This window comes from Spirosoma pollinicola, from assembly GCF_002831565.1.
In the GTDB taxonomy this organism is placed as follows: Bacteria; Bacteroidota; Bacteroidia; order Cytophagales; family Spirosomataceae; genus Spirosoma; species Spirosoma pollinicola.
Genome location: NZ_CP025096.1, coordinates 1347108 through 1372466, shown reverse-complemented (window position 1 = coordinate 1372466; position 25359 = coordinate 1347108). Strand labels below are relative to the sequence as shown.

General features: G+C 51.2%; 20 protein-coding genes and 1 riboswitch. Of the genes, 12 read left to right on the top strand and 8 right to left on the bottom strand.

Annotated elements, in window-relative coordinates:
- Positions 1–63: 63 nt before the first annotated feature.
- Both CWM47_RS05960 and CWM47_RS05955 read right to left on the bottom strand, forming a co-directional pair.
- Positions 64–1791 (bottom strand): GMC oxidoreductase, encoded by a 1728-nt coding sequence (locus CWM47_RS05960; protein ID WP_100987116.1) that lies wholly within the window; start codon positions 1789–1791, stop codon positions 64–66.
- A gap of 225 nt (positions 1792–2016) precedes the next feature.
- Positions 2017–2952 carry an MBL fold metallo-hydrolase gene (locus tag CWM47_RS05955; protein WP_206170611.1) on the bottom strand — a complete coding sequence of 312 codons (936 nt, stop codon included), beginning with the start codon at positions 2950–2952 and terminating at the stop codon, positions 2017–2019.
- Positions 2953–3320: 368 nt separating this feature from the next.
- Here CWM47_RS05955 and CWM47_RS05950 point away from each other — a divergent pair, with 368 nt between their 5' ends.
- From CWM47_RS05950 to CWM47_RS05915, 8 genes are all read left to right on the top strand, one after another.
- A complete protein-coding gene (locus CWM47_RS05950; RefSeq protein ID WP_100987115.1) occupies positions 3321–4220 on the top strand; it encodes a helix-turn-helix domain-containing protein in 900 nt (299 codons plus the stop codon).
- Between the two features lie 15 nt (positions 4221–4235).
- Positions 4236–5114, top strand: coding sequence for a carboxymuconolactone decarboxylase family protein (locus CWM47_RS05945; protein ID WP_100987114.1), 879 nt, complete (start codon positions 4236–4238; stop codon positions 5112–5114).
- Between the two features lie 4 nt (positions 5115–5118).
- Complete coding sequence (paoA, locus tag CWM47_RS05940; protein ID WP_100987113.1) at positions 5119–5754, top strand: aldehyde dehydrogenase iron-sulfur subunit PaoA; 636 nt, start codon at positions 5119–5121, stop codon at positions 5752–5754.
- 11 nt (positions 5755–5765) lie between these two features.
- Complete coding sequence (locus CWM47_RS05935; RefSeq protein WP_100987112.1) at positions 5766–6716, top strand: FAD binding domain-containing protein; 951 nt, start codon at positions 5766–5768, stop codon at positions 6714–6716.
- A gap of 1 nt (position 6717) precedes the next feature.
- Positions 6718–8928, top strand: coding sequence for an aldehyde oxidoreductase molybdenum-binding subunit PaoC (gene paoC / locus CWM47_RS05930; RefSeq protein WP_100987111.1), 2211 nt, complete (start codon positions 6718–6720; stop codon positions 8926–8928).
- A 194-nt stretch (positions 8929–9122) separates the two neighbouring features.
- Entirely contained in the window at positions 9123–9866 is a 744-nt protein-coding gene (locus CWM47_RS05925; protein WP_100987109.1) for a cytochrome b/b6 domain-containing protein, read from the top strand.
- The gene (locus CWM47_RS05920) at positions 9863–10663 is read left to right on the top strand and encodes a molybdopterin-dependent oxidoreductase (protein WP_100987107.1); all 801 of its coding nucleotides are present in this window, start codon (positions 9863–9865) and stop codon (positions 10661–10663) included. Before CWM47_RS05925 ends, CWM47_RS05920 begins: the two co-directional genes overlap by 4 nt.
- A 59-nt stretch (positions 10664–10722) precedes the next feature.
- Complete coding sequence (locus tag CWM47_RS05915) at positions 10723–11451, top strand: DUF1223 domain-containing protein (RefSeq protein WP_100987105.1); 729 nt, start codon at positions 10723–10725, stop codon at positions 11449–11451.
- Positions 11452–11472: 21 nt separating this feature from the next.
- Here the strand turns inward: CWM47_RS05915 and CWM47_RS05910 are convergent, their stop codons facing one another.
- Both CWM47_RS05910 and CWM47_RS05905 read right to left on the bottom strand, forming a co-directional pair.
- Positions 11473–13851 (bottom strand): family 78 glycoside hydrolase catalytic domain, encoded by a 2379-nt coding sequence (locus CWM47_RS05910; protein ID WP_100987103.1) that lies wholly within the window; start codon positions 13849–13851, stop codon positions 11473–11475.
- Between the two features lie 277 nt (positions 13852–14128).
- Positions 14129–15049: a phospholipase A gene (locus CWM47_RS05905; RefSeq protein ID WP_100987101.1), complete on the bottom strand. Its 921-nt coding sequence runs from the start codon at positions 15047–15049 to the stop codon at positions 14129–14131.
- Between the two features lie 191 nt (positions 15050–15240).
- On the opposite strand from CWM47_RS05905, the gene CWM47_RS05900 reads away from it, so the two are divergent.
- The 4 genes from CWM47_RS05900 (at position 15241) to CWM47_RS05885 (ending at position 18414) form a co-directional block, all read left to right on the top strand.
- Entirely contained in the window at positions 15241–16713 is a 1473-nt protein-coding gene (locus CWM47_RS05900) for a xylulokinase (RefSeq protein WP_100987099.1), read from the top strand.
- Between the two features lie 56 nt (positions 16714–16769).
- Positions 16770–17033, top strand: a complete 264-nt coding sequence (locus tag CWM47_RS05895; protein WP_100993753.1) for a DUF433 domain-containing protein — start codon at positions 16770–16772, stop codon at positions 17031–17033.
- Positions 17034–17051: 18 nt separating this feature from the next.
- Complete coding sequence (locus CWM47_RS05890; protein WP_170069491.1) at positions 17052–17393, top strand: DUF5615 family PIN-like protein; 342 nt, start codon at positions 17052–17054, stop codon at positions 17391–17393.
- Positions 17394–17862: 469 nt separating this feature from the next.
- Positions 17863–18414, top strand: coding sequence for a fasciclin domain-containing protein (locus CWM47_RS05885; protein ID WP_100987095.1), 552 nt, complete (start codon positions 17863–17865; stop codon positions 18412–18414).
- A gap of 92 nt (positions 18415–18506) precedes the next feature.
- Here the strand turns inward: CWM47_RS05885 and metH are convergent, their stop codons facing one another.
- The 4 genes from metH to CWM47_RS05870 all read right to left on the bottom strand — a co-directional run bounded on the left by metH (position 18507) and on the right by CWM47_RS05870 (position 25186).
- Entirely contained in the window at positions 18507–22292 is a 3786-nt protein-coding gene (metH, locus tag CWM47_RS05880) for a methionine synthase (protein ID WP_100987093.1), read from the bottom strand.
- A gap of 107 nt (positions 22293–22399) precedes the next feature.
- Positions 22400–22507: riboswitch (SAM riboswitch) on the bottom strand.
- Between the two features lie 72 nt (positions 22508–22579).
- Positions 22580–22942, bottom strand: a complete 363-nt coding sequence (locus CWM47_RS05875) for an SxtJ family membrane protein (RefSeq protein WP_100987091.1) — start codon at positions 22940–22942, stop codon at positions 22580–22582.
- A gap of 3 nt (positions 22943–22945) precedes the next feature.
- Positions 22946–23095, bottom strand: a complete 150-nt coding sequence (locus CWM47_RS38745) for a DUF5989 family protein (RefSeq protein WP_170069408.1) — start codon at positions 23093–23095, stop codon at positions 22946–22948.
- A 228-nt stretch (positions 23096–23323) separates the two neighbouring features.
- Positions 23324–25186, bottom strand: coding sequence for a carbamoyltransferase family protein (locus tag CWM47_RS05870; RefSeq protein ID WP_100987089.1), 1863 nt, complete (start codon positions 25184–25186; stop codon positions 23324–23326).
- Positions 25187–25359 lie beyond the last annotated feature (173 nt).

Sequence of the window (25359 nt, the reverse complement as noted above, 5' to 3'; positions counted from 1 at the left end):
GATACCAGGGCGACTTTCGGCCGGACGGGACAAAATTCCTTAACCGGGTCATTCGCTTCCAGCTTATAAATTCTTTCTTTTCAGCTCACTTATGGCAAAATCGGCGGCTCGGGCCGTAAGGGCCATAAACGTGAGCGATGGGTTCTGGCAGGCAATCGACGCAAAAGATGCTCCATCCGTGACAAATACATTCTTGGCTGCCCAGAGTTGATTAGTTGCATTGAGCATCGAGGTTTTCGGGTCGCGCCCCATGCGCGCCCCGCCCGTTTCGTGAACTGCCCCGCCGGGTACCGAATGATTGTTGTACGTGCTGATGTTTTTCAGACCGGCGGCTTCAAGCATTTCGGCGGCATCATTCATCATATCCTTCTGCATGAGATGTTCGTTTTCGCGAAACCGAACGTCGAAATTCAACGTCGGTAATCCCCATTTGTCGAGTCGGTTCCGGTTGAGGGTAATCTGGTTATCTTCGTAGGGCAAACACTCCGCGAACCCCATAATGCCCATATTCCACGGGCCGGGCTGCGTGGCTTGTTCCTTCAAATCGGCGCCAAAGCTGGACTCAGCCCCGGCCGCTTCAGCAATGAGCCGTTGCCAGCTCGACCGTGAGGCACCACCCTGATAACCAAAGCCCCGCAGGTATTCCCGCTTATCGGTGCCGATATTTCGATAGCGGGGAATGTAAATGCCATTAGCCCGGCGACCGTAGTAATATTTGTCGTCGAATCCCAGCCCGTCGGCCTGTGCATTGGCTCCCGCCTGAAAATGGTGGTCCATAATATATTTGCCCAGCGTACCGCTATCGTTGCCAAATCCGTTTGGGAAACGACTGGATACGGAGTTAAGCAGAATAAAATTCGTGGACATCGCCGACGCATTCAGGAAGATGATCCGGGCATAATATTCCGTTGTTTGATGAGTCTTTGAATCAATAACCCGAACGCCCTTGGCTCGATTGCTTTTCTCATCGTACAAAACCTCAGAGACAATACTATCGGGCCGGACGGTGAGTCGGTTGGTTTGGCGGGCGGCTGGCAAGGTAGCGGATAACGTACTGAAATAGCCACCGTATGGACAGCCCTGGGCGCATTTATTTCGGTATTGACACGGGGCTCGCCCCACGGATGTATGCACCGGATTCGCTTGCGACAGATTTGCCGTTCGGCCAATGGTGAGCACGCGGTTCATTCTGGTTTTCAATCGCTCGCGAACGTGTTCCTCCACACAATTCAACTCCATTGGCGGCAAAAATTCACCGTCCGGCAACTGCGAAAGCCCCTCTTTATTGCCCGAAATTCCCGCAAAACGCTCGACATAACTGTACCAGGGAGCCAGGTCTTTGTAGCGTATCGGCCAGTCGGTGCCGAAGCCATCACGGGCGTTGGATTCAAAATCCATCTCGCTGAAGCGGTAGCTCTGCCGCCCCCACATAATTGACTTACCACCCAGTATGTCAGGGCGATACCAGGCAAAGGGGTGAATTTCCTTGTAAGGTGCCTTCCGATCGTCGAATGAAAAATCGCCGTTTTGTTCGTTGTACGGGCGGACACGGAAATCAGGCTCCTGTTTTTCCGTAGGCAAAATGTTACGTCCGCGATGAGCAAACTCCCAGGGGTCTTTCTGTGCTGTTGTGTAACCCGTTACGTGCTCAAGGTCACGGCCCCGCTCAAGCATCAACACGCGCAGACCTTTTTGGGTAAGTTCTTTTGCCGCCCAGCCACCACTAACGCCCGACCCCACCACAATGGCATCGAACGTATTGGCAGCCTGTGCTTTTAAATTTAAGTTCATAAGGGTAAGAAGTAGGGTTGCCGGTTTCGATAGATCGAACCAGTAGTCAGCGAAGGCCGGTTCTGTTAATTGACCCCTACAAAAGAAGGCTCGACACGGTCAATTTTACCTATCTAAAAAGCAGGGAAAATCAGACCGCAGTACAGTGCTCCATCCTTAAACGTATTGACTGTTTATTGGTATTACTCCCTACAGAAGCATAAGGTCGCAGCAAGTCAGCTCACGCTACTTCTTGTCTGATTTTTTCAACCGGCTGAGCGTATACGGTTCGCCCGGGGCCAGCACCTTAATTCGGCCCGGATTAACGATTGCTTTGGCCAGTTTTTCTGGATCGCCGTTAAATGGCGCGAAATCCGGAGAGTCTACTGATCCCCAATGGCACAGCAAAAGGGGCGTATTCGGGTACGCATTGGCAATTTTCACCGCGCCCTCGAACGTAAAATGCCACTCGCTGTCTGAGAAGTCGAAGAAGATAGCATCCGGTGTGGGCATCGTCAGGTGGCTTGGTATCAGGCGGGAATCGCCCGTGGCCCAGATGTTCCCGTCGGGCGTTTCGATCCAGAAACCACAGGCATCTTCATTCTTGAAATGACGTTTACTCATGCCCGGATAGGCGTTCTGGTACGCATGATCGGCGGTGGTGAGCTTCACCTGGATAGGTCCAAACTTGAAGGTATCACCAATGGTATGACCCTGTGCGGGCAGGCCCAGGTTCTGCATCAGCGAGTCGACGTAAATCGTTGAATGATAGGCTTTCGTTACGCTTTTCAGGTCCTGATTGGTAGGTACGCTGAAATGGTCATTATCGGCATGCGTCACCAGAACGGCATCCAGTTTGGGTACGTCTTTGGGCGCAATCGGAAAGTCGATCAGGACGGGCATATCAAACCCTTCCAGCACCGGATCGACCATGAACGTGGTGCCGCGTGAGTTGACAAAGAAACCGGCAAAACCCAGCCACCGGATTGTCGTTGATTTTGACGCCCCAAAGGCGCTGGCTCCAAACGGTTGCGTTTTAGGCGCACGGGCCTGACGCGGCCCGGCCTGGTACTTCTTTTCTGCTTTTTTCTGCGTGCTGTCGGCCGTTGTCTGCGCCTGCGCACCTACTGTCAACATCAATCCGGTCACAGCGGGTAACGCCCATTTCAGTATACTCATCATTGGCTCGTTTAATGGTTTAAGGTGCTTATGCCTTCGCCTACTAAGTACAGCGTAATTTAAGTTTTTTGTCATCCCGACCGGTCCGCCGGTGCGGTCAGGAGGGATCTCCGGTACTAGCTAGAAATGGCCTGTTACCGGAGATCCCTCCTGACCGCACCAGCGGACCGGTCGGGATGACAAAAAAACCAAGTATGTATTGCGCTTACGGACAAGGGGATAGGACATTTCGATAGGACAAAGGTCTCCTAATCTTTCTCTGGCTACTTATACAGATTCCGGTTTTACTTACCATAATTACCGATTGGGCGAAGGAGGCAAACATCCGTCCCACACATCCGTTAGTTTTGAGTTAGTTGACCGATAAACCAATGGATAAAATCAAAAAAGTAGACAGTGTTTCCCAGTTCAACGCCAAGCGCGGACAGCAAACCCTGCATCCGTTGGTGAGCGTGCTGGATCAGTCTAAATCGACCCTCATCCAGCCCGCCCGTCAGTTGTCGGAGTTATACATCATCTTTTTGAAAGATGCCAAGTGTTCACCGCTGCAATACGGTCGGAATCAATATGACTACCAGGATGAAACGCTGCTGTTCATTGCACCGGGACAGGTGTTTGGCTTCGATGAAGACGTAGACACGCTCCAGCCGAACGGATGGGCACTGGCTTTCCACCCCGATCTGCTTCGTGGAACGTCATTGGGGAAGCACATTAAGGACTACGATTTTTTTAGCTACGACGTCAACGAAGCCCTGCATATCTCTGATCGGGAGCGGCAGCTGGTGCTCGAATGCTTCCAGAAAATCCAGTACGAACTGGATCACCCCATCGATAAACACAGCCGGACGTTGATCGTCAGCGCCATTGAGCTGTTTCTAAACTACTGCGTCCGGTTTTACGACCGGCAGTTTATCACCCGCGAACACCTGAATAAAGATGTTCTGGTCCGGTTTGAAGAACTACTGGATACTTATTTCGACTCCGATAAACCCCAGACATTGGGCCTGCCGTCGGTAGGCTACTGCGCCGATCAACTGAATTTATCGGCCAACTATTTCGGTGAGCTGGTCAAGAAGGAAACTGGCAAATCGGCTAAGGACTATATCCACACCAAGGTGATTGAGGTAGCGAAAGAAAAAGTGTTCGATGCCAGCAAGTCGATAAGCGAAGTGGCTTACAACATGGGTTTCAAATATCCCCAGCACTTTACGCGGCTGTTCAAGCAGCACGTCGGCCAATCCCCGAATGAATACCGGATGGCATCGAATTGACACAACCTCAACACCATGAACCATTTTCTTTTAACCGGCTCGCTGATTGCCCTGTCGATAAGCTCTTCACTGGGACAAGTATCAAACAAGCCTACTACTCAACAAACTATGACTATGAACCGCATTGAACGTACCCAGAAGACCTATCAGGCATTATTTCAACAGGAAATTATGGCCAGCAAAACCGACCCCGAACTGCTGACGATCCTGCAACGGTTCATCTTCGGCGAGGTGTTTTACGTTGGTAATCTGACCGACAAAACCCGGGAGCTAATTACGATTACAGCCCTGGCGACCAATCAAACCCTTCCCCAACTGACTGCGCACACCGGTGCCGCCCTAAACATTGGCGTAACGCCCCTCGAGATCAGGGAAGTCATCTACCAGTTGGCTCCCTTCATTGGCTATCCAAAGGTGCTAAACTCCATGGACGCTATCAACAAGGTGTTTGAAAGTCGTCATATCACCTTACCGCTGGCCACTCAAGGGACCGTACAGGAAGGGCAGCGGCTTGAGAAAGGCGCCGAAAAGCAGGTTCCGCTCTACGGCGACAGCATGAAGCAGAACATGAAAACCCTGCCGGGCGAATTTGCGGAGGCAATCCCGCGCCTGCTGACCGAATCGTGTTTTGGCGATTTCTACACGCGGGAAGGGCTGGACCTTAAAACCCGCGAACTGATGATCTTCTGTGCTTTAGCTACTCTGGGCGGCACCGAACGCCAAATGGAATCTCACGCGGTCGGGAATCTGAAAGTTGGTAACGATACAGAAACGTTGCTTTCGGCCATGGTGCAGCTTTATCCCTATATCGGCTTTCCTCGCATTGCCAACGCCATCGGCGTGATCCGGGAAGTGAAGATCGACCCAGCAACTACCACGACAGACAAACGATAAAACTATGGACGAGTCGAACGAGTCGATGATTACCCGGCGCGAAATGATTGCGGGAACGACAGCCGCCGTTGCCGCCCTTGCTTTCACGAACCTGACCGGCGTGCAAGCCGCCCCGCATACGGTGCCACTTTCGTTGGCGAAGGTGTCGTTTACGGTCAATGGAGCAAGCCACAATCTGGAAATGGACACCCGAACCACGCTGCTCGACGTGCTTCGGGAGCATCTTCAGTTTACGGGGACTAAAAAAGGTTGCGATCACGGTCAGTGTGGCGCGTGTACGGTGCTGGTTAATAACCAGCGGATCAATTCCTGCCTGTCGCTGGCCCTTCAACATCAGGGCGACACCATTACCACCATCGAAGGCATAGGCACGCCGAAGGAGTTACACCCCATGCAGGCGGCTTTTATCAAGCATGATGGCTATCAATGTGGCTACTGCACACCGGGGCAGATCTGTTCGGCCGTGGCGGTGCTGAATGAAATCAAGGCGGGCATTCCCAGCCACGTCAGCGCCGATCTGCTGGAGAATCCCAAAGAGACCAATATAGAGCTACGAGAACGAATGAGTGGCAATATCTGCCGGTGCGGGGCCTATTCAAACATTGCCGAAGCGATGAGCGAAGTGGCGGGAACTATCTAAATCAGCGACCTATGAAAACATTCACCTACGAGCGCGTTCATACGCCAGCCGAAGCTGCAAAAGCCGCTGTCCGTACGCCGGGCGCAAAATTCCTGGCCGGGGGCACCAATCTCCTGGATCTGATGAAACTGGAAATTGAAACCCCCGCGCATTTAATTGACGTTGGAAAGATTGGCCTCGACAAAATTGAGCCAACGCCAACCGGCGGGTTGCGCATTGGGGCGCTGGTGAGCAACACCGATCTGGCCGCAAACGGCACCGTGCGTCGGGATTATGGCTTGCTGGCGAGAGCCGTGCTGGCGGGTGCTTCGGGGCAGTTGCGCAACAAAGCCACCACGGCGGGTAATCTGCTGCAACGTACCCGCTGTCCCTATTTTTACGACACCAACCAACTCTGCAATAAACGCGTGCCGGGTAGCGGCTGCGCGGCCATTGCCGGCTTCAGTCGCCAACTTGGCATTATTGGTACCAGCGACTCGTGTATTGCCACGTACCCCGGCGATATGGCGGTTGCCATGCGGGCCCTCGACGCGGTGGTAGAAACGGTAAACCCAGCCGGTAAAACCCGCACCATTCCAATGGCCCAGTTCCACCGCTTGCCGGGCAAAACGCCACAGGTAGAAACAGCGTTGGAAAAAGGCGAACTGATTACGGCGGTGGTGCTTCCGCCACCCGTAGGCGGGGTGCATATCTACCACAAGGTTCGCGACCGCAGCTCTTACGCCTTTGCGCTGGTTTCGGTAGGTGCGATTTTACAGAAAGATGGCAGCGGGCGCGTGGCGATTGGGGGTATAGCGCCCCGGCCCTGGCGCGTAGAAGCCGCCGAGAAACTACTGCCTTCGGGCGCGAAGGCGTTTACCGCTCAACTGCTGAAAGGCGCCCGGCCAACGAACGAAAATGAATTCAAACTGGCACTGGTTGAAGCCACACTGGAGGCCGTTTTAAACGAAGGGGGACACTAACATGAAATTTGAAACGCCCGCAGGAATCAATCCAATCGACCAGTTGAAGGTGATTGGCAAACCAACCGACCGCATCGAGGGACCGTTGAAAACAACGGGAACGGCCAAGTATGCCTACGAATATAATGAGGCCGTATCGAATCACGCGTACGGGTACGTTGTCGGCGCCGGTATTGCTAAAGGACGCATCAAGTCCATCGACCAGGCAAAAGCAAAGGCCGCACCCGGTGTTCTCGCCATCGTGACAGCCGCCAATGCCGGACCAACCCAACCGGGGAAATTCTACGCCGACCGGCTACTGGCAGGGCCGGAGATCGACCATTACCACCAGGCTATTGCAGTGGTGGTTGCCGAGACCTTCGAGCAGGCACGGGCTGCGGCTTCGCTACTGAAAATAAGCTACACGAAGACCAAAGGAGCGTTTGATCTGGCAGCCGCCAAAGATTCGGCTCCCGTACCGAAACAAGGGCCGTTCGGGGGGGCACCGCAGACCAGCGTCGGTGATTTTGCCGGGGCGTTTGCGTCGGCACCCGTCACCCTGGACCAAACCTATACCACCCCCGACCAGTCGCACGCCATGATGGAGCCGCACGCCACCATCGCCCGGTGGGACGGTGATAATCTAACGTGCTGGTGTTCCGTGCAACAACTCAACTGGGGCGCGCGGGATCTAGGCGCTATTCTGGGTATTCCGAAAGAGAACATCCGGCTGATTTCGGCCTTCATTGGTGGGGGCTTCGGCGGAAAAGGTACGGCCCTGTCGGATATCGTAATGGCTTCGCTGGCGGCTAAGGCGGCTGGTCGTCCGGTGAAGGTGGCTTTACCCAGACCGCTGATCTTCAACAACACAACCCACCGACCGGCCACCATCCAGCGCATCCGAATCGGCGCAACACCCGACGGCACCATCACCGCCATTGGCCACGAAAGCTGGTCGGGCAATATTCCGGGCGGACGAACCGAATCGGCCACCGCGTCGACCAAGCTGCTGTACGCAGGGGCCAATAGGTTCACCGAGCTGCGGCTGGCCGTTCTCGATCTGGCCGAAGGCAACGCCATGCGTGCACCGGGGGAAGCGACGGGTATGATGACGTTGGAAATTGCCATGGATGAACTGGCCGAGAAGCTGAACATGGACCCGGTTACCTTGCGAATTAAAAATGATACGCAGGTAGACCCGGAAAAGCCAGGACGTAAATTTTCCACCCGAAAACTGGTCGAGTGCCTGCAAACCGGGGCTGAGCGTTTTGGCTGGAATCGGCGGCAAGCCAAACCCAGCACCCTGCGGGATGGGCAATGGTTAATCGGCATGGGCGTGGCGTCGGCCATTCGGGGGGCACCCATCATGAAGTCGGCCGCGCGGGTACGGCTGAATCGGGATGGCGTGGTTACGGTCGAGACCGACATGACCGATATTGGCACCGGCAGCTATACCATCATCGGGCAAACGGCCGCTGAAATGATGGGCGTTACCTTGGATAAAGTCGTAGTCAAACTGGGCGATTCAACATTCCCGGAATCACCGGGTTCCGGCGGGCAATGGGGCGCGGCCTCTGCTACGTCGGGCGTTTATGCCGCTTGCACGAAACTCCGCGAAGCCGTAGCGAAGTCGCTTAGTCTACCGAGCGAAGACGCCGAATTTACGAACGGGCAGGTTCGCTCAGGCAATCGGATTTATCCGCTTGGTGAAGCCGCCAAATCGGCCGAACTGGTGGTGGAAGATGCCATGACCTACGGTACCCTTTCGCAGGAGTACGCCCAAGATACCTTCGGCGCTCATTTCGTGGAAGTGGGCGTAAATAAGTTTACCGGTGAGATTCGGGTACGACGTATGCTGGCCGTTTGTCATGCCGGTCGTATTCTGAATCCCAAAGCCGCCCGCAGTCAGGTGATCGGGGCTATGACGATGGGCGTGGGAGCCGCCCTGATGGAGGAACTGGTAGTAGACAAACAGGTTGGCTTTTTTGTGAACCACGATCTCGCAGGCTATGAAGTGCCGGTTCATGCCGACATCCCCCATCAGGAAGTCATCCTGCTCGAAGACCTCGACCCAACCATGTCGCCCATGAAAGCCAAAGGAGTTGGCGAACTGGGTCTGGTCGGCGTAGCGGCAGCGGTCGCCAACGCCGTCTATAATGCAACCGGGGTCAGGGTTCGCGATTACCCAATTACGTTAGACAAGCTCATTGGCAAAATCAACGTAAATGCCTGATAGCAGGGCAGGGTAAGCGGCAGCCGAACGTCTGCCCTAGGGTGGCATCGTTGTTGAGAAAGGTGATGGCAAGTTAATTAGTATTTTTTACGTACTGGGTTGAACTTTGGCAATCGAAACCCACGAATTCTTCGTTAATTCGTTATACAGTAAGTTTGAGGCTATCTGTCAATTAACTACCCCATCTTTCACCCATGAAACGAATTGTTCACAAACACCCACTGGCCATCCGGTGGTTTCACTGGATCAACTTCCCGGTTCTGTTCGTCATGATCTGGAGCGGGTTGTTGATCTATTGGGCCTACGATCCCTATAAAATTACCATCGGAAGCTACACGCTGGTTTCGTTTTTCCCGGATGGATTCTATACGTTTTTGGGTGCCCAACGTCGGTTAGCCGAGGGCATGGCCTGGCACTGGGTATTCATGTGGCTGTTCATGCTCAACGGGCTGGCTTATGTTATCTATACCTTCGTGTCGGGCGAGTGGCGACACCTGGTACCCAATCGACATTCGTTTCGCGAGGCTATTCAGGTGACACTCTATGACTTCGGTCTTCGCAAAACGCAACCGCCCTTTATCAAATACAATGGTGCGCAGAAAATCGCGTATTTCTCCATTATGCTCATGGGCGTTGGCTCCGTGCTGACGGGCTTTGCCATTTATAAACCAACACAGTTTTCGTGGCTGACAAGTTTGCTGGGCGGATACAAAGCGGCCCGACTGGAACACTTCGTTCTGACGGTTGGCTACGTCCTGTTTTTCTTCATCCATGTATGGCAGGTGATTCGCGCGGGCTGGCACAACTTCCAGTCGATGGTAACGGGTTTTGAGGTCGTTAAACCAACCGATCCTGAACGGCCATCGGTACTACCCGACCCTATCAGTGAGCTACCTACCGAACCGATTCTACCAACCCCTACCCCAGCCTTATCATGAGCCAGCCTACCGAACCGAAACTTCCCGAAAGCGACATTCCCGAATCGGTGGCCCGCCGACGAATGATACAATCATTTGGCTGGTTTGCCTTGGCTGCTGCGGTGCCCGTTGGCGTTTACGAATGGATTACGCACAGCCCGAAACTACTGGGTGTGAAGAAACCGTTGCGACGGGTGCTTGATGTCAATGAAGAGGTGGCCCGCACCTATTTCAGTAACACACATATGGTACCCACGTTTTCGGTACAGGATGCGGCTCAAAAAGCCCGCGTCAATGGCTACGATGGCATCAAAACACCAATTCCCGAAGACTGGAAACTGCAGATCGACCGGCCGGGTGCCGAACCGCTGATGCTAACTATCGACGACGTTAAGGCCCTGCCCAAATACGATATGGTGTATGAGTTCAAGTGCATTGAGGGCTGGAGCCAGGTGCAGCACTGGAGTGGCGCACGACTGTCCGATTTTCTGGAAAAATACAAACTCGGTACCAAAAGCGGCAACGCCCCCAATCCCGATGCGACCGACGATCTGTTCAAACACGTCGGTATGGAAACGCCCGACAAAGGCTACTATGTAGGCATTGACATAGAAAGTGCCATGCATCCCCAAACCTTACTGGCCTATGAACTGAATGGAGAGCCTATTACGGCACCACACGGGGCACCTCTCCGGCTGATTATTCCGGTTAAATACGGAGTAAAAAACCTTAAGCGTATTGGCCGGATTTTCTTTTCCGACACCCGCCCCCGCGACTTCTGGACCGAGCGGGGTTATGATTATTATGTAGGGTTGTAAGCAGTAAACCTATAAGGTTTTTAGAAACCTTATAGGTTTGATTTAGACAAAAAATCGGTATGAACTACTTACTCATTCTCATGGCATTCTTCGGGATGCTATCTCCAAAAAAACCAGCGAAACCGGCTCCTCAGCCTGTTGTGGTGCTGGAATTATTCACGTCGCAGGGCTGCTCCAGCTGCCCGCCCGCCGACAAAGCCTTGCAGGATATAACCCAGCAAGCCGCCCGCTCCGGAAAACTGGTTTATGGCCTGTCTTTCCACGTTGACTACTGGAATCGGCTGGGCTGGCAGGACCCGTTCAGCAGTAAACTTTTTACCGATCGCCAACGGCAATACGACCGCGCGTTGAGCAGCCAGACCTATACGCCCCAACTGGTTATTAACGGGCGTCAGGATGTAATTGGCGGCCAGAAAGCCAAAATTGAACAGGCTATCCAAACGATTCAGAACCAGCCTACAGCAGCCTTTGTGGGCGTCGATGGCAGCGTTACCCGCAATGACAAGCAAGTAACGGTTAATTACGAGTTGTCGACGGCGGGTCCCTATCGGGTCAATGTTGCGTTAGTCCAGAAGGAAGCCCGCACCGACGTAAAAAATGGCGAAAACGGAGGACGAACGCTGGTGAACACCAATGTTGTTCGTCAATTCAAAACCATCGACAACGCTGAAAAGTCGGGCAGCGTTACCCTCCCCTTACCTACTGGCCTCACTACCAATCAAACGGCTGTGCTGGTATATGTGCAACGCACAGACAACGGGCAGGTTGTAGGGGCTAAGCAGTTGTAAACGAGCCGCCAATTCACAACCCTATAAACTCACATCCTGTTTCCCGGCTTTCAGTGGCAGCGATTTTCCTTTCCAGCGTAGCGTTCCTGTCAGATTAGCCGGGAGTGTAACGGTTCCGGTTAAACCGCCCGTTGGGGTTTTCTGAAACTGCACGGCGATTTCACCGAGTGGGTGAGGCATTTTCCCGTCTACCGTTGTCAAATCACCCATAAATGGTTCGATACGAACTGATTTAAAACCCGGCTCAGCCGAACGAATACCGCAGGTGGTAGACAAAAACTCATACAAAGGCGAAGCACTCCAAACGTGGCAATCGGAACGCGTCGGTTCGGGGTTTTCGGCGAAAGTGGTTAGGCCCATTGCCAGCATATCGCGCCAGGGCTTTAGCTGGGCTATGAATTGATCGCCAAGGCCCGTTTTTTTGAGGGCTTCGAACAGGTAATATTTGAAGTAAAAAGTAGCCTGAGTCAGTGACGTATCGGCCATTGTTTTCTGCAAAAGGGCCGCTTGCTGAGCCGCAGGCACGGCATCGGTCAACACAGCCAGAATATTGGCGTGCTGGCTGAACGATGTCTTGTCCGGCGTGTCGGCGAAAAGACCGCGCCCGGCGTCGTAACATTGGGCAAACACCGCTTTATTCAACTTCCGGCCCAAGTCCCGATAGTGTTCGGCTTGTTCATTCTGGCCGTAGTGCGCCAGCAAATCCCCCGCCCGGAAATAGGTGTAGGCTTGTTGAAGCGACAGAATGCTCGAACCGCCTTTTCGCGCACCCGCCGGAACTCCCCCACTCGTTTCATCTTTCGCGTTTTTCCAGGCCGACCAGTCCACAAAATTCCACCACTCAAGCGGGCCGTTCAAACCCGTTTTGGCAATGCGCTGTTCGTGCCAGTTCAGTACGCTAAGAATACCGGGTAACCTTGACTTTATAAAATCGTCGTCCTGACGGTGCATCCAATAGTCGTGGATCATGCAAACCCAGAAAAGCGAAAAGGTCGGAATCACCTGAAAATCAGCGGACGGATAACGGCTTTGCGTCAGGCCATCGTTGAACCGGCTATGGTCATAATCCATAATGGCCTTGCGCATCAGCCGGTCATCACCCGACACGTAAAGCGAAATCATGGACTGAATGCGCGTATCGCCCGTGTATTGCAATTGCTCGTAATAGGGGCAATCATAATAGGTTTCGCCCGCACACAGGCGGGCCGTTCGCCAGCCCACGTTCCAGATGGCTTTGAGGGTAGTATCGCTGGTGGCAAACTGCGCTTTTTCCTGGAATGGGTAACCCGTAAACTGGCCCAGCAGATCGTCCAGAACCAGCGGTTCATCTTTGGTTTCTATGGTCAATTGCAGATACCGGTACGTGCGAAACCAAAGCGGCCGAAACGTCCGTTTGGGCGTACCGTCGGCAATAAACTGATCTTCGAAACCAAGTAGTGTCCGTCCTTCTACCTCGTTTCTATTGCCCTTCTGGTTCTTCGCATCTATCAATGCTTCGGCATAGGCAAGCGTTATGGTGGCCCCTTTCCCCTGACTCACGGTCAGTTCGGGATAGGCATTGGTGAGGTAGCCCTGATCGAGCAGGAACACGGCTTTAGTATTGGCTGAAACCGTTGTTGGTGCTTTCCCTTGCAGAAAAGCATTGTCCATTTTCCCCTTTTCGCTCCGCCGAACGGTGGCCAGCCGCACCACTCCTTCTTCCATCATCGGAATAGTACGCGGCACCAGTTGCCAGTTTCCGTCCGTTCCGAAACCACGTGGTTTTGTACCAAACCCAAGCGGTTTGGCGGCAACCCAGGCTTTATCATCAAAATTAGGTTGCTCCCAGCCCCAGGGGTATTTGGCAGCATCGACCCGGTCGCCATCACCAGCCACAATGTAGGTTCTGAGTTTTGGAATGTCGTTTTTAATGGGCGAATAAGCCGGGTTCTGGTAAATCTTCCAACTGGCATCAGTATTGGCTACCTTTTCGGTTTCGCCATCGCCCTGTAGCAAAAATCCAAGCTGGTAGCTCATCTGGGCAAAGGGGGCGCCCTCACCCATGTACCACACCTGAGCTGCCAGTACATTGCGGCCCGCCTGTAAATAAGGAGCCAGATCGAGGGTTTCGTAATTCCAGTTTTGGGTATCGCTTCGAGCGGGACCCATCGCCACCGATTTGCCATTCACAAACAACCGATAACGATTGTCGGCTGAGACATGCACGACAAACCGAGCAGGCTTCTGAGCCAGTTCAATCGCTTTCCGAACGTGATAGATACCGTATTGGCGTGCGGGGGCTACAGGATGCAGAATCCAGCGGGCAGGCCAATATTGATTTGTCCAGTCCGGGGCGGGTATCTGGGCGAAAGTAGTGGTTTGTAGTACTAAAAATAAGAGCAGGAGTTGAAACGAGCGCATAGAACAGGAAGGCTTGAAATAGCAGCGCAAGTTAGATTTTCTGTGCATTTTCTGGGTTCCGGCTGGTAAGAATTGTGTCAACTATCAGTTTATTCGCATGCTCATAGTTGACACATCAAGCCTCACAAAATGGAACGCGGATGGCACGGATTATACAGATATCTACAGATTTGAACGGAAATAATCCGTGGATATCCGTATAATCCGTGCCATCCGCGTTCCATTTTTTTATAAAAAAACGTTGATCTTCATCTGTATCTGGTCACGTTTCCAATGCTCATAACCAATCGACCAATGACACCGCTACTCCAATTGTTGTTTGCTTATGGTTGTAGTCGATTAGTGTTTCGCCGTAGCCGTGCAGAATCTGAAGATCACCACGCAGGTTGCCCGTTACCGGAAACGTCCAGTCGAACTGCACCTGTCCCCTATTTTTAGTACCGCCCCTTAGTGAATGGCTCCCTACGGCTGAGAAAAGATGGCGCCCCGTTCGATAGATGACTGTTGCATCGGCGCGACCAATGTTATCCGTAATGGCCGGGTTCTCATCTTCGGCATCCGGTAGTCGAAGCCAGGGTCGGAAGAGTATTACCCATTTACCCTGCTCAAAACCGGCATGCAAAATGACCCGGTTCCAGCTTCTTGAAAGCGGTATGGCCCGCCCGTTCGACTGGTGGTTGAAGGCTATTCCCAACATGCGGGTTTTCAACCCTAGAAACGAGAAGTTTGTCGCGAAGTTCAGGATTAATTCCGGCTCATAGTTAGTTTCCCGAAAAGGGCGTGAGAAGGTTGTGTTATATATTTGCCAGTGTGATTTTTGTGTATAACCAGCCCATAAGTCGCCATGTTTACCAAAAATGCCCTGAAGTAGCTTGACTTTCAGACTCAATTGAAAGCGTGCTTCATACCGGCCCAAAGGTATATTGAATGGATAGTTATAAGCCGGGTTTTCACTGACCGGTTGTCCGTTAGGATCGCTCGACCATCGTCCGGCGGTCACGTATAATGGTTTATAGGCCGTAACCAAAAATGTACCTTTTTGCGTGGTGGAGTCAAGTTCCCACCGGTCAGAGAGCGTGCGGAAAACTTGTTTTTTGTTAAACAAAGGATCTGAATCCGTCTGCGCATGAGTATCCGGAATAGTCAAACAAACAGCAACGAAGGCCGTCCCCAAAGAAAGTATACGTTTGTTATTCATATAGTTTGGTTAGTGAGCATTGGCTAAGAATAGCGGAAATCGCACAAAAGTGTAATGATTATCAGACACTAACCTCTATATCAGGCTCAGTGTTTACGTGGTGTACAGCCGCCAATTGCCGAACAATCCGTTACTTGTTTATCACCTTCTCGTTGTACTTTCGTACCAGATTCCTTAACTCTGGTAACCACATGTATTTTCTTGGATTCGACCTTGGCAGTTCGTCGGTCAAAGCGTGTTTAGTTGATGCCGATAGCGGTAAAGCTGTTGCTTCCGCCTTTTTTCCGGAAACGGAAATGGTCATTGAATCACCCCAGGCCGGTTTTGCCGAACAACAGCCTGAAAACTGGTGGAAAAATGCCTGTCTGGCCAGCAAGGCTGTTATGCAGAAAGCCAATGTTCAGCCCGCCGATGTGAAAGCCATTGGTATCTCCTACCAAATGCACGGTCTGATAGTTGTCGACAAAGATTTCAACGTACTTCGGCCGTCAATCATCTGGTGCGATAGCCGGGCCGTTCCCTACGGCAACCGTGCTTTCGACGAGCTTGGCCATGACCGAACCCTGCATCACCTACTGAACTCACCGGGCAATTTTACAGCCGCCAAACTCGCCTGGGTGAAAGCCAATGAGCCCGACGTGTATGCTCAGGTAGACAAATTCATGCTCCCCGGCGATTATCTGGCGGCCCGCATGACCGGCGATATCGTCACCACGGCTTCGGGTTTATCGGAAGGCGCTTTCTGGGATTTTCAGGCCGATCAGCCCGCTCAGTTTCTGCTCGATTATTTCGGTTTCGATGCCTCGCTTATACCCACCATCAAACCGACGTTTGCACCACAAGGCGAATTGACCGCATCGGCAGCCGCTGAGCTGGGTCTTGCAGCCGGAACACCCGTTACCTACCGTGCGGGCGACCAGCCGAATAACGCCCTGTCACTCAACGTACTGGAGCCGGGTCAGATTGCCGCTACGGCGGGTACGTCGGGTGTGGTGTATGGCGTTAGCGATCAGGCCAGTTACGACCCTCAATCGCGGGTAAACACATTTTTGCACGTCAGTCATACGCCTGCGGCTCCTCGTTATGGGGTTTTGTTGTGTGTGAATGGCACGGGAATTTTGAATAGCTGGTTACGGAATCAGGTACTGCAACGGTCGGTGAGTTACCCCGACATGAACATGCTGGCGCACGAAGCACCCGTTGGTGCTGACGGACTAGTCTGTTTACCCTTCGGCAACGGTGCCGAGCGGATGCTCGAAAACGCCGATCTAGGGGCGTCTTTTCACGGACTTCAACTCAATCGGCATGGGTTGCCGCACATGATTCGGGCGGCTCAGGAAGGTATCGTCTTTGCCTTATACTATGGCATTCAGATTATGGAAAGCGTTGGTGTTGGCCTGCAAACGATTCGGGCGGGAGAAGCCAATATGTTCCTCAGTCCGCTCTTCCGCGACACACTTGCTAACCTGACCGGTGCCACCATCGAACTTTACAATACCGATGGCGCACAGGGAGCGGCCCGTGGTGCCGGACTAGGTTTAGGCCACTACAAAAATGCCCAGGAAGCCTTCACCGGTCTGCACGTAACCAAAACCATTGAACCCGATATGCGGGCACAACAAGCCTACCGGGACGCCTATGAGCGGTGGTTGGCACTGTTGTAAAACTGCGGTTCAGTTTAATTATGTTTATCCGTATTTTTACAAAAAACACACTCGTCATGAAATACGTCCATCCTCGGTACCCGCGTATTACAATCGACCCAGATGTATGCACAGGCAAACCATGTATACGTGGCATACGATTTCCGGTAACTTCATTATTGGCGTATTTAAGCAGCGGAATGACCTATGAGGCTTTACTAACTGAATTTCCTTTTCTGGAACGCGAAGACATCCTTGAAGCCTTATCCTTCTCATCAGAGATGCTGCATGAGAATTTTTTCCGCTTCAAAAAGCAGCTTAATAATGAAGTTTTTGCTTGATGTAAATATGCCCCGTCTCTGGGAGAAAGCCTCAAAACACTTGGTCACTCATACCGTTGGGTACCGATTTGCATGAGTCCGACGACTAGTGATTTACATATTATTCAGGAGGCTGCTGCGACAGGAGAAGTCATTTTAACACACGATACAGACTTTGGCACACTACTTTCTTTTTTCGGCACAAGTAAGCCATCAGTCATTCTTTTCAGAATTGATAAAATCAACAGTAGTCTGTTTTATAAGCTATTGACCGATAACTGGTCACTCATTTGCCGACCATTGGAAGATGGCGCTTTAGTGATTTTTGAAGAGGATAAATTCCGTATCCGCGAATTACCCATTCTAAGGCAACGGAAATAGGTACCGAAAAACGAGAGCGTCACGTGACCAAAACAATAGAGCCTGACATGCGGGCACAACAAGCCTAGCGAGACGCTTATGAGCGGTGGCTGTCACTGTTGTAAAGCAGCGGTTTAATGAACTGAATTAGTGTAAAAAAATGGTCGGTATAAACTAAATTTTTTAGTTTATACCGACCATTTTTTTACGCGTGTTAGTGAACTGAGGAATGCGTTAAAATTAATAACACTCCGTAAATTTTTTTTCTTTCTGTAAACATTTTGATTAATCAATCATAGTATATTTTACTCAAACCAAATTATCAGGCTTAGAGCGAAAATATATTTAACTTACTTACTACCAGTGAATTAAAAATATTTTTCGGTAAATTAAATCCAAACGTTACTCAATCGCCGTAAGTCTTCATGTTGTCGACAAACAGAGTAAAAACATTCAACACACATTTTGAACCAGTCAAAAAAATAACGACATGAAGACGCTTAAACTACTATTCTCGATTGTTGCTTTATCGGCTATCAGCCAGGTTTCATTTGCACAGGAAAAGACAGTAACGGTTGGTGGTGCACCTATGTATCCATCAAAGAACATCATTGAAAATGCAGTGAATTCGAAAGACCATACCACGCTCGTAGCCGCCGTGAAAGCCGCAGGTTTGGTAGAGACGCTTTCGGGTCCCGGTCCATTCACGGTGTTTGCTCCTACGAACAAAGCGTTCGACAAACTGCCTAAAGGCACAGTTGAAACGCTGGTAAAACCAGAAAGCAAAGAAACGCTGACTAAAATCCTGACCTACCACGTTGTATCAGGCAAAATGAGCGCGGCTGATCTGATGAAGGCTATTACAGATGGCGGTGGAAAAGCCACACTGAATACAGTTTCGGGCGGTACGCTAACCGCTATGATGAAAGGTAAAAAAATCGAATTGATGGATGCCAAAGGTGGTACATCAACGGTAACGATTGCTGATGTGAACCAGTCAAACGGCGTGATCCACGTAATCGACACGGTATTGATGCCCTAAATGTAAATTGCGGTTTACTACAAACACAAGAATGCCCGACCGTTTGGCCGGGCATTCTTGTGTTTGTAGTATTCTGTAAAAAATAGTAACCCCTAAGCGTCATAACTCAGCACCGGGCTTAGCCACTTTTCAATCTCCTCAACCGGCGTGTCTTTGCGGTGGGCGTAGTCCAGCACCTGGTCTTTGTTGATTTTTCCAACGGCAAAATACCTCGATTCGGGATGCGAGAAGTAGAAACCACTCACCGACGAAGCCGGGTACATGGCGTAGCTTTCGGTTAATTCAATGTCGATTTTGTTGGCGTCCAGCAAGTTGAACAAGGTACCTTTTTCAGTATGGTCTGGGCAGGCCGGATAACCGGGTGCGGGCCGTATGCCCTGATAAGCCTCTTTAATAAGCTGATCGTTCGGCAGGTTTTCGTCGGCGGCATAGGGCCAGAACTCCTTCCGAACACGCTCGTGCATTCGCTCCGCAAACGCTTCGGCCAGGCGGTCGGCGAGGGCTTTCACCATAATGCTGTTGTAATCATCATGGTCGCGTTCGTATTTGTCGAGCAATGCTTCAATGCCGATGCCCGCCGTTACGGCGAAACCGCCGATATAATCTTCCCGACCACTTTCCAGCGGAGCCACATAGTCCGAAAGGCACAGGTTTGGTAAACCGGGTGCTTTCTGGTTTTGCTGACGCAGGAAATGCAGCACTGTTTTGGTGTCGTAAATCAGTTCACCCGCTGGCGTTACGGCCGTTTGTGACTGAGCTTTGCTGATTTTGTATTCGATGTGCTGGTGAGAACCGTGCCGTTCGCAGGAGGTTTCGCGTACGTGCTCTTCAAAATCGTGTAGAAGCACATCGTCGTCGGCCGAATTTGCCGGAAAGAAGCCAACCACAGCTTTCGCTTTCAGCAGTTTCTTGTCAATGATTTCCTTTAAAAGCTGGTTCGCGTCTTCAAATAGTTGTTTGGCTTCTGTGCCTACAATGGCATCCTCGAAAATAGCGGGGTATTTCCCGTGCAACTGCCAGGTCTGGAAAAAAGGCGTCCAGTCGATGTATTTGGCTAATTCGGCAATATCATAATCCTCAAAATAACGGTTTCCCAAGAAAGCAGGCTTCGTTGGCTCGAAGGCAGACCAATCTATTTTAGTGCGGTTTTCGCGCGCTTTCGAAATGGTCAGGCTCGCTTTTTCCTTTTGCCGTTTGGCATGGTCTTCACGGAGTTTGACATATTCGGCCTTGATTTCCGTGAAAATTTTTTCTTTTGTTCCATCGGTATCGCTCACCAGTTTCCCGGCAACAGGTACGCTCCGGCTTGCATCCAGCACGTGAATAACCGGCCCCGAGTAATGAGGATCGATTTTCACAGCGGTGTGAATACGCGAGGTAGTGGCACCACCAATAAGCAACGGAAGTTTGAATCCCTGACGCTCCATCTCTTTCGCTACGCCAACCATCTCGTCCAGCGAGGGGGTAATCAAACCACTCAGACCAATGATATCTACGTTGTGCTCGCGGGCGGCATCCAGAATTTTCTGAGTGGGCACCATCACGCCGAGGTCAATGATTTCGTAATTATTGCACCCCAGCACTACGCCAACAATATTTTTGCCGATGTCATGGACATCGCCCTTCACCGTAGCCAGCAAAATTTTCCCGGCCGACGATGAGCCTGTGCCGGATTTCTCCGCTTCGATAAACGGCGTCAGATAAGCCACTGCTTTTTTCATGACCCGTGCCGATTTTACCACCTGCGGCAGGAACATCTTACCCGCGCCAAACAGATCGCCAACCACGTTCATGCCATCCATGAGCGGACCTTCGATCACGTGCAAGGGCCGCTCTACCTGATGGCGAACTTCTTCGACGTCCTGATCAATATAATCGGTAATCCCTTTAATCAGGGCGTGCTTGAGCCGTTCGCGAACGGGTTCGAGCCGCCAGCTTTCATCCTGAACAATGACTTTCCCTTTGGCTTTTACCGTTTCGGCAAAATCGACCAGACGTTCCGTGGCGTCATCCCGGCGGTTGAGCAATACATCTTCGCAACGTTCCAGCAGTTCTTTCGGGATGCTGTCATATACTTCCAGTTGGCCAGCATTTACGATACCCATGTCCATACCTGCCCGAATGGCGTGGTACAAAAAGGCCGAGTGCATGGCTTCCCGAACAACATCGTTGCCCCGGAAACTGAACGAAATATTGGATACGCCCCCGCTTACTTTGGCCAGCGGCAGGTTTTGCTTTATCCAGCGCGTGGCGTTGATAAAGTCAACGGCGTAGTTATTATGCTCGTCAATACCCGTGGCAACGGTCAGGATGTTCGGGTCGAAAATGATGTCCTGCGGATTGAAATGGACTTTGTCGACCAGAATCCGGTAAGCCCGCTCGCAGATTTCGATACGTCGCTGGTAGGAATCGGCCTGACCGCTTTCGTCAAACGCCATCACCACCGTTGCGGCACCATAGCGCTTCACCAACTGTGCCCGCTCAATGAAGGCTTCTTCGCCTTCTTTGAGCGAAATGGAGTTGACAATGGCTTTTCCCTGTACGCATTTCAAGCCCGCTTCGATAACTTCCCACTTCGAGGAATCGACCATGATGGGGACGCGGGCAATATCGGGTTCGGCAGCAATCAGGTTCAGGAAGGTCGTCATGGCCTCTACCGAATCCAGCATACCTTCGTCCATGTTGATGTCAATCACCTGCGCTCCGCCTTCAACCTGACCGCGGGCAATGCTTAGGGCTTCGTCGTAGTTTCCTTCTTTGATAAGCCGGGCAAATTTCTTGGAACCCGTTACGTTGGTCCGCTCGCCAACGTTCAGGAAGTTGGTCAGTTCGGTGATTTTAAGAGGCTCCAGTCCGCTCAATTTCTGATACGGCTCTGGTTCCGGTAACTGGCGGGGTGGGTATTTGGCCGCTATATCAGCAATGGCCCGAATGTGGTCGGGCGTGGAGCCGCAGCAACCGCCAACGATATTGACAAAACTGCTTTTAATGAAATCTTCAACCTGCACCGCCATCATATCCGGCGTTTCGTCGTATTCGCCAAATTCATTCGGCAAGCCTGCATTTGGATAGGCCGACGTAAAGAACGGGGCTTCTTTAGCAAGCGTCTGGATATACGGCCGCATCAATTCAGCGCCCAACGCACAGTTCAGGCCCACGCTCAGCAACGGCAAGTGCGACACCGAATACAGGAAAGCCTCTGTCGTTTGCCCCGACAATGTCCGACCGCTGGCATCCGTAATGGTGCCGGAGATCATGATGGGCAGAACCGTTTTCTGTGGATTTAAATTGAAGTACTTATCAATGGCGAACATGGCCGCTTTGGCATTCAGCGTATCGAAAATTGTTTCGACCAGCAGCAAATCTGCTCCACCATCTACCAGGCCGCTTACCTGCTCATAATACGCATTCACCAGATCATCGAACGTAACCGCGCGATAGGCCGGGTTGTTTACATCGGGCGACAGTGAAGCCGTGCGGTTGGTTGGCCCCATTGCGCCGGCCACAAAACGCGGTTTATCGGGATTCTGGTGCGTGATGTCAAGTGCTATTTCTTTAGCAATCCGGGCTGATTCGTAGTTCAGTTCATAGGCCAGTTCCTCCATGTGGTAGTCGGCCATGGCGATGGTCGTACAACTGAAGGTGTTGGTTTCGATAATATCGGCACCCGCTTCGAGATACTGTTTATGAATGGCCTGAATGATTTCCGGTTTGGTCAACGATAGTAAATCGTTATTGCCTTTCAGATCATGCGGCCAATCGCGGAATCGTTCACCCCGGTAGTCGGCATCGGTCAGATTATACCGTTGAATCATCGTACCCATTGCGCCATCAAGGACAAGGATACGTTCGCGAAGAAGTTCGAATATCGTTTTCAAATGTTGTATGGAAAGGCGAAATTGTTAGAGACCCAACAACCGTCGCACTAAAAAAAGTCCAAAAAGACGAAAACGCTTAGTTGCAGAAAGACAGATAGCACAGGGCTAACTTATCTATCCCGCCTTATGGCGGGAGGAAGTTGGCACCAGTTCCTGGAGTTGGTTGGTTGCCAAGACATCATCGGGTCCGTTCCCTCCGTCTTTCTGGATAAGCTAGGACAAAATTAAACAAAAATCGGGTGCCCCGGCAAGCGGAACACCCGAAATAAGTATGTTTCCTGGTACTGCTACCACATCTGTTCTAAATCCTCTTTTGTATATAAGTGGTTTCGTTCATTGTAGAACGACTTTTCGTTGGTTCGTTTGATGCCCAGCGGGTTCTTGCCTGTCATGCGGTATAGTAAGGCGATGGGGAACAAAAACACGAAAAACAGGACCGACAAAATGATTTTTCCGTTAATAGCGCCCAATATCTCGGCCAGCTTAAACCAGCCCTTCACAATCAGGTCACCCACTACCGGAACCACCAGACTTAACACACCGACAGCCGCTGCGGCATACAGAAACCAGGGCGATTTAGTCACAAAATACAATACGATCAGCCCCGTTACAATGACCAGTTGGGCTTTTACTTTTTCGGCAACGTCCATCGGTTAAAACAATGTATAAATAAATGGTGCTACCGCCGATCCACCGCCAACGACAATAAGAACACCAACGAGTAACAATAAAATTATCATTGGGGCCAGCCACCATTTTTTGCGCTGTTTCATGAATTTGAAAATGTCCTGTAAAAATTCCATACGTTAGTTTGAGTTTACTTATTTTTAATTGATGCGGCAGAATAATAACCGAAGTTAACTGTACAAAGCAAAAAAGAGTCTCACCTACCCGTTTAGTAACAATTACCTCATCAGGATCATCAGCCCGTTATTGTTGTGTTACACGCAGCAAAAAGGATCAGCAAATTCCTCAGGAGTGCATGGACAGCCCCGGAGTAGGTGTTTGATTTTATTAAATCAGGTTGTTCATCAATCCAGTACGAATTCTTCTTTCCAGTTATCTTTCTCCTGCCATTCGGGCTGTTTCCGCTTATCGAACAGGTAATTTCCAACGGCCAGATAATCCATTTCGGTTCGCATGAAGCACCGGTAAGCATCATCGGGCGTACAAACGATGGGTTCACCACGCACGTTGAAACTGGTGTTGACAATAACACCATAGCCGGTTAATTTTTTGAACGAGTCGATCAATTCATAATACCGTGGATTGGTATCTTTATGAACCGTCTGGATACGTGCCGAGTAGTCTATATGCGTAATTGAGGGCAGATCCGATCGCTGGTAATAAAGCTTCTCGCGCAAGGGGAAGCTGGCATAATTGGCCGGTACCGGCGTTCGGCGTTTTTGGGCTACCGGATGCACGAGTAACATATAGGGCGAGACACCATTATAGTCGAAGTATTCGGCACAATCTTCGGCTAAGACAGAAGGGGCAAACGGCCTAAATGACTCGCGGTATTTAATTTTCAGATTCAACTTTTTCTGCATTTCGGCATTTCGGGGGTCGCCCAGGATACTACGGCCTCCCAATGCTCGTGGACCAAACTCCATCTGGCCCTGCACCCAGCCAAGCACGTTGCCATCGGCTAAAAGCCGGGCCGCATCGTGGCTTAAGTTGGTAAAATCGGTGTAGTGTGTGGCAACGGCTTTGTATTTTTTTGCCATCAGCTCAACATCCAGATCAGAGAATGTTGGGCCTAGGTAAGAACCCCGCATGGCATCACGTTCGGTTGTTACGATACGCTCTTTGCCAAAGTAGATATGATAGGCCGCGAGCGCTGCTCCCAGAGCGCCACCAGCATCGCCTGCCGCCGGTTGAATAAATATATTTTTGAAGAGGCCGGATGCCTGAAGTTTTCCGTTCGATACGCAGTTGAGCGCTACCCCACCCGCCAGCACCAGCGCATCGGCATTGGTCAGGCGTTTGGCTTCCTTAGCCATATTCAGAACAACCTCTTCGGTCAAATACTGAATGGCTAGTCCCAGGTTGCAATGTTGCGGTAATAACTCATCTTCGGGCTGGCGTTTGGGGAAACCAAATAAGTCCGCCCACTTGCTTTCGTTCACCATTTTCAGGCCCGTTGCGTAATCGAAATAATCCTGATTCAGCCAGATTGACCCATCGGGCCGCAGGTCGGCCAGTTTATCTTTTATGATGGTCATGTAGCGGGCCACATCGGGTGAATTCGGGTCGCCATAGGGTGCCAGCCCCATCAATTTATATTCGCCGGAGTTGACCCGGAAGCCCAGAAAATAGGTGAATGCCGAATACAACAGCCCGAGCGAGTGCGGGAACCGCATTTCTTTTAAAATGGAGATGTCTTTTCCTTCGCCCAGCCCGATAGACGCTGTGGCCCATTCGCCCACACCATCTATAGTCAGGATGGCGGCCCGCTCGTAGGGAGACGGGTAGAATGCACTGGCTCCGTGCGAAAGATGGTGTTCGGGAAAAAGCAGTTTTACCTTACTGGAAGCCTTGTAGCCCAGCTTCGCCAACTCTTCCCGAATAAGTCGCTTTAAGAACAACTTTTCCTTGAGCCAAACCGGGATCGACATCAGAAACGACCTCAGTCCTCGGGGAGCAAAGGCGTAGTATGTTTCCAGCAACCGCTCAAATTTGAGCAATGGTTTGTCATAAAAGACAATGGCATCCAGTGTATTCAGGTTTGCTCCGCTGTACTCAAGACAGTATTTAATGGCTTCGGCAGGGAAACCCGGATCGTGCTTTTTACGCGTAAACCGCTCTTCCTGAGCAGCGGCAACAATACGTCCATCATCAATAATTGCGGCTGCAGAATCGTGATAAAAAGCAGAAATGCCCAATATTACCATAAATTATGTTACTACTATCCGTTTAGTGAAGCGCAAAATAAATGTTTTATTTGTCAAACGAATAACCAGAATATCTATTGATTACTTTTTAATTAAACAGGGAATTTTAACAAGCAGGACACTGATTTTTATGGTTTCTACGATTACCAATGATTTAATTTAAAGAGCGACCT

What these genes read in the sequence shown, in the direction of transcription:
- CWM47_RS05960 (WP_100987116.1), bottom strand. Translation starts at nt 1,791, where the DNA reads ATGAACTTAAATTTAAAAGCACAGGCTGCCAATACGTTCGATGCCATT.
- CWM47_RS05955 (WP_206170611.1), bottom strand. Translation starts at nt 2,952, where the DNA reads ATGATGAGTATACTGAAATGGGCGTTACCCGCTGTGACCGGATTGATG.
- CWM47_RS05950 (WP_100987115.1), top strand. Translation starts at nt 3,321, where the DNA reads ATGGATAAAATCAAAAAAGTAGACAGTGTTTCCCAGTTCAACGCCAAG.
- CWM47_RS05945 (WP_100987114.1), top strand. Translation starts at nt 4,236, where the DNA reads ATGAACCATTTTCTTTTAACCGGCTCGCTGATTGCCCTGTCGATAAGC.
- paoA (WP_100987113.1), top strand. Translation starts at nt 5,119, where the DNA reads ATGGACGAGTCGAACGAGTCGATGATTACCCGGCGCGAAATGATTGCG.
- CWM47_RS05935 (WP_100987112.1), top strand. Translation starts at nt 5,766, where the DNA reads ATGAAAACATTCACCTACGAGCGCGTTCATACGCCAGCCGAAGCTGCA.
- paoC (WP_100987111.1), top strand. Translation starts at nt 6,718, where the DNA reads ATGAAATTTGAAACGCCCGCAGGAATCAATCCAATCGACCAGTTGAAG.
- CWM47_RS05925 (WP_100987109.1), top strand. Translation starts at nt 9,123, where the DNA reads ATGAAACGAATTGTTCACAAACACCCACTGGCCATCCGGTGGTTTCAC.
- CWM47_RS05920 (WP_100987107.1), top strand. Translation starts at nt 9,863, where the DNA reads ATGAGCCAGCCTACCGAACCGAAACTTCCCGAAAGCGACATTCCCGAA.
- CWM47_RS05915 (WP_100987105.1), top strand. Translation starts at nt 10,723, where the DNA reads ATGAACTACTTACTCATTCTCATGGCATTCTTCGGGATGCTATCTCCA.
- CWM47_RS05910 (WP_100987103.1), bottom strand. Translation starts at nt 13,851, where the DNA reads ATGCGCTCGTTTCAACTCCTGCTCTTATTTTTAGTACTACAAACCACT.
- CWM47_RS05905 (WP_100987101.1), bottom strand. Translation starts at nt 15,049, where the DNA reads ATGAATAACAAACGTATACTTTCTTTGGGGACGGCCTTCGTTGCTGTT.
- CWM47_RS05900 (WP_100987099.1), top strand. Translation starts at nt 15,241, where the DNA reads ATGTATTTTCTTGGATTCGACCTTGGCAGTTCGTCGGTCAAAGCGTGT.
- CWM47_RS05895 (WP_100993753.1), top strand. Translation starts at nt 16,770, where the DNA reads ATGAAATACGTCCATCCTCGGTACCCGCGTATTACAATCGACCCAGAT.
- CWM47_RS05885 (WP_100987095.1), top strand. Translation starts at nt 17,863, where the DNA reads ATGAAGACGCTTAAACTACTATTCTCGATTGTTGCTTTATCGGCTATC.
- CWM47_RS05875 (WP_100987091.1), bottom strand. Translation starts at nt 22,942, where the DNA reads ATGGACGTTGCCGAAAAAGTAAAAGCCCAACTGGTCATTGTAACGGGG.
- CWM47_RS38745 (WP_170069408.1), bottom strand. Translation starts at nt 23,095, where the DNA reads ATGGAATTTTTACAGGACATTTTCAAATTCATGAAACAGCGCAAAAAA.
- CWM47_RS05870 (WP_100987089.1), bottom strand. Translation starts at nt 25,186, where the DNA reads ATGGTAATATTGGGCATTTCTGCTTTTTATCACGATTCTGCAGCCGCA.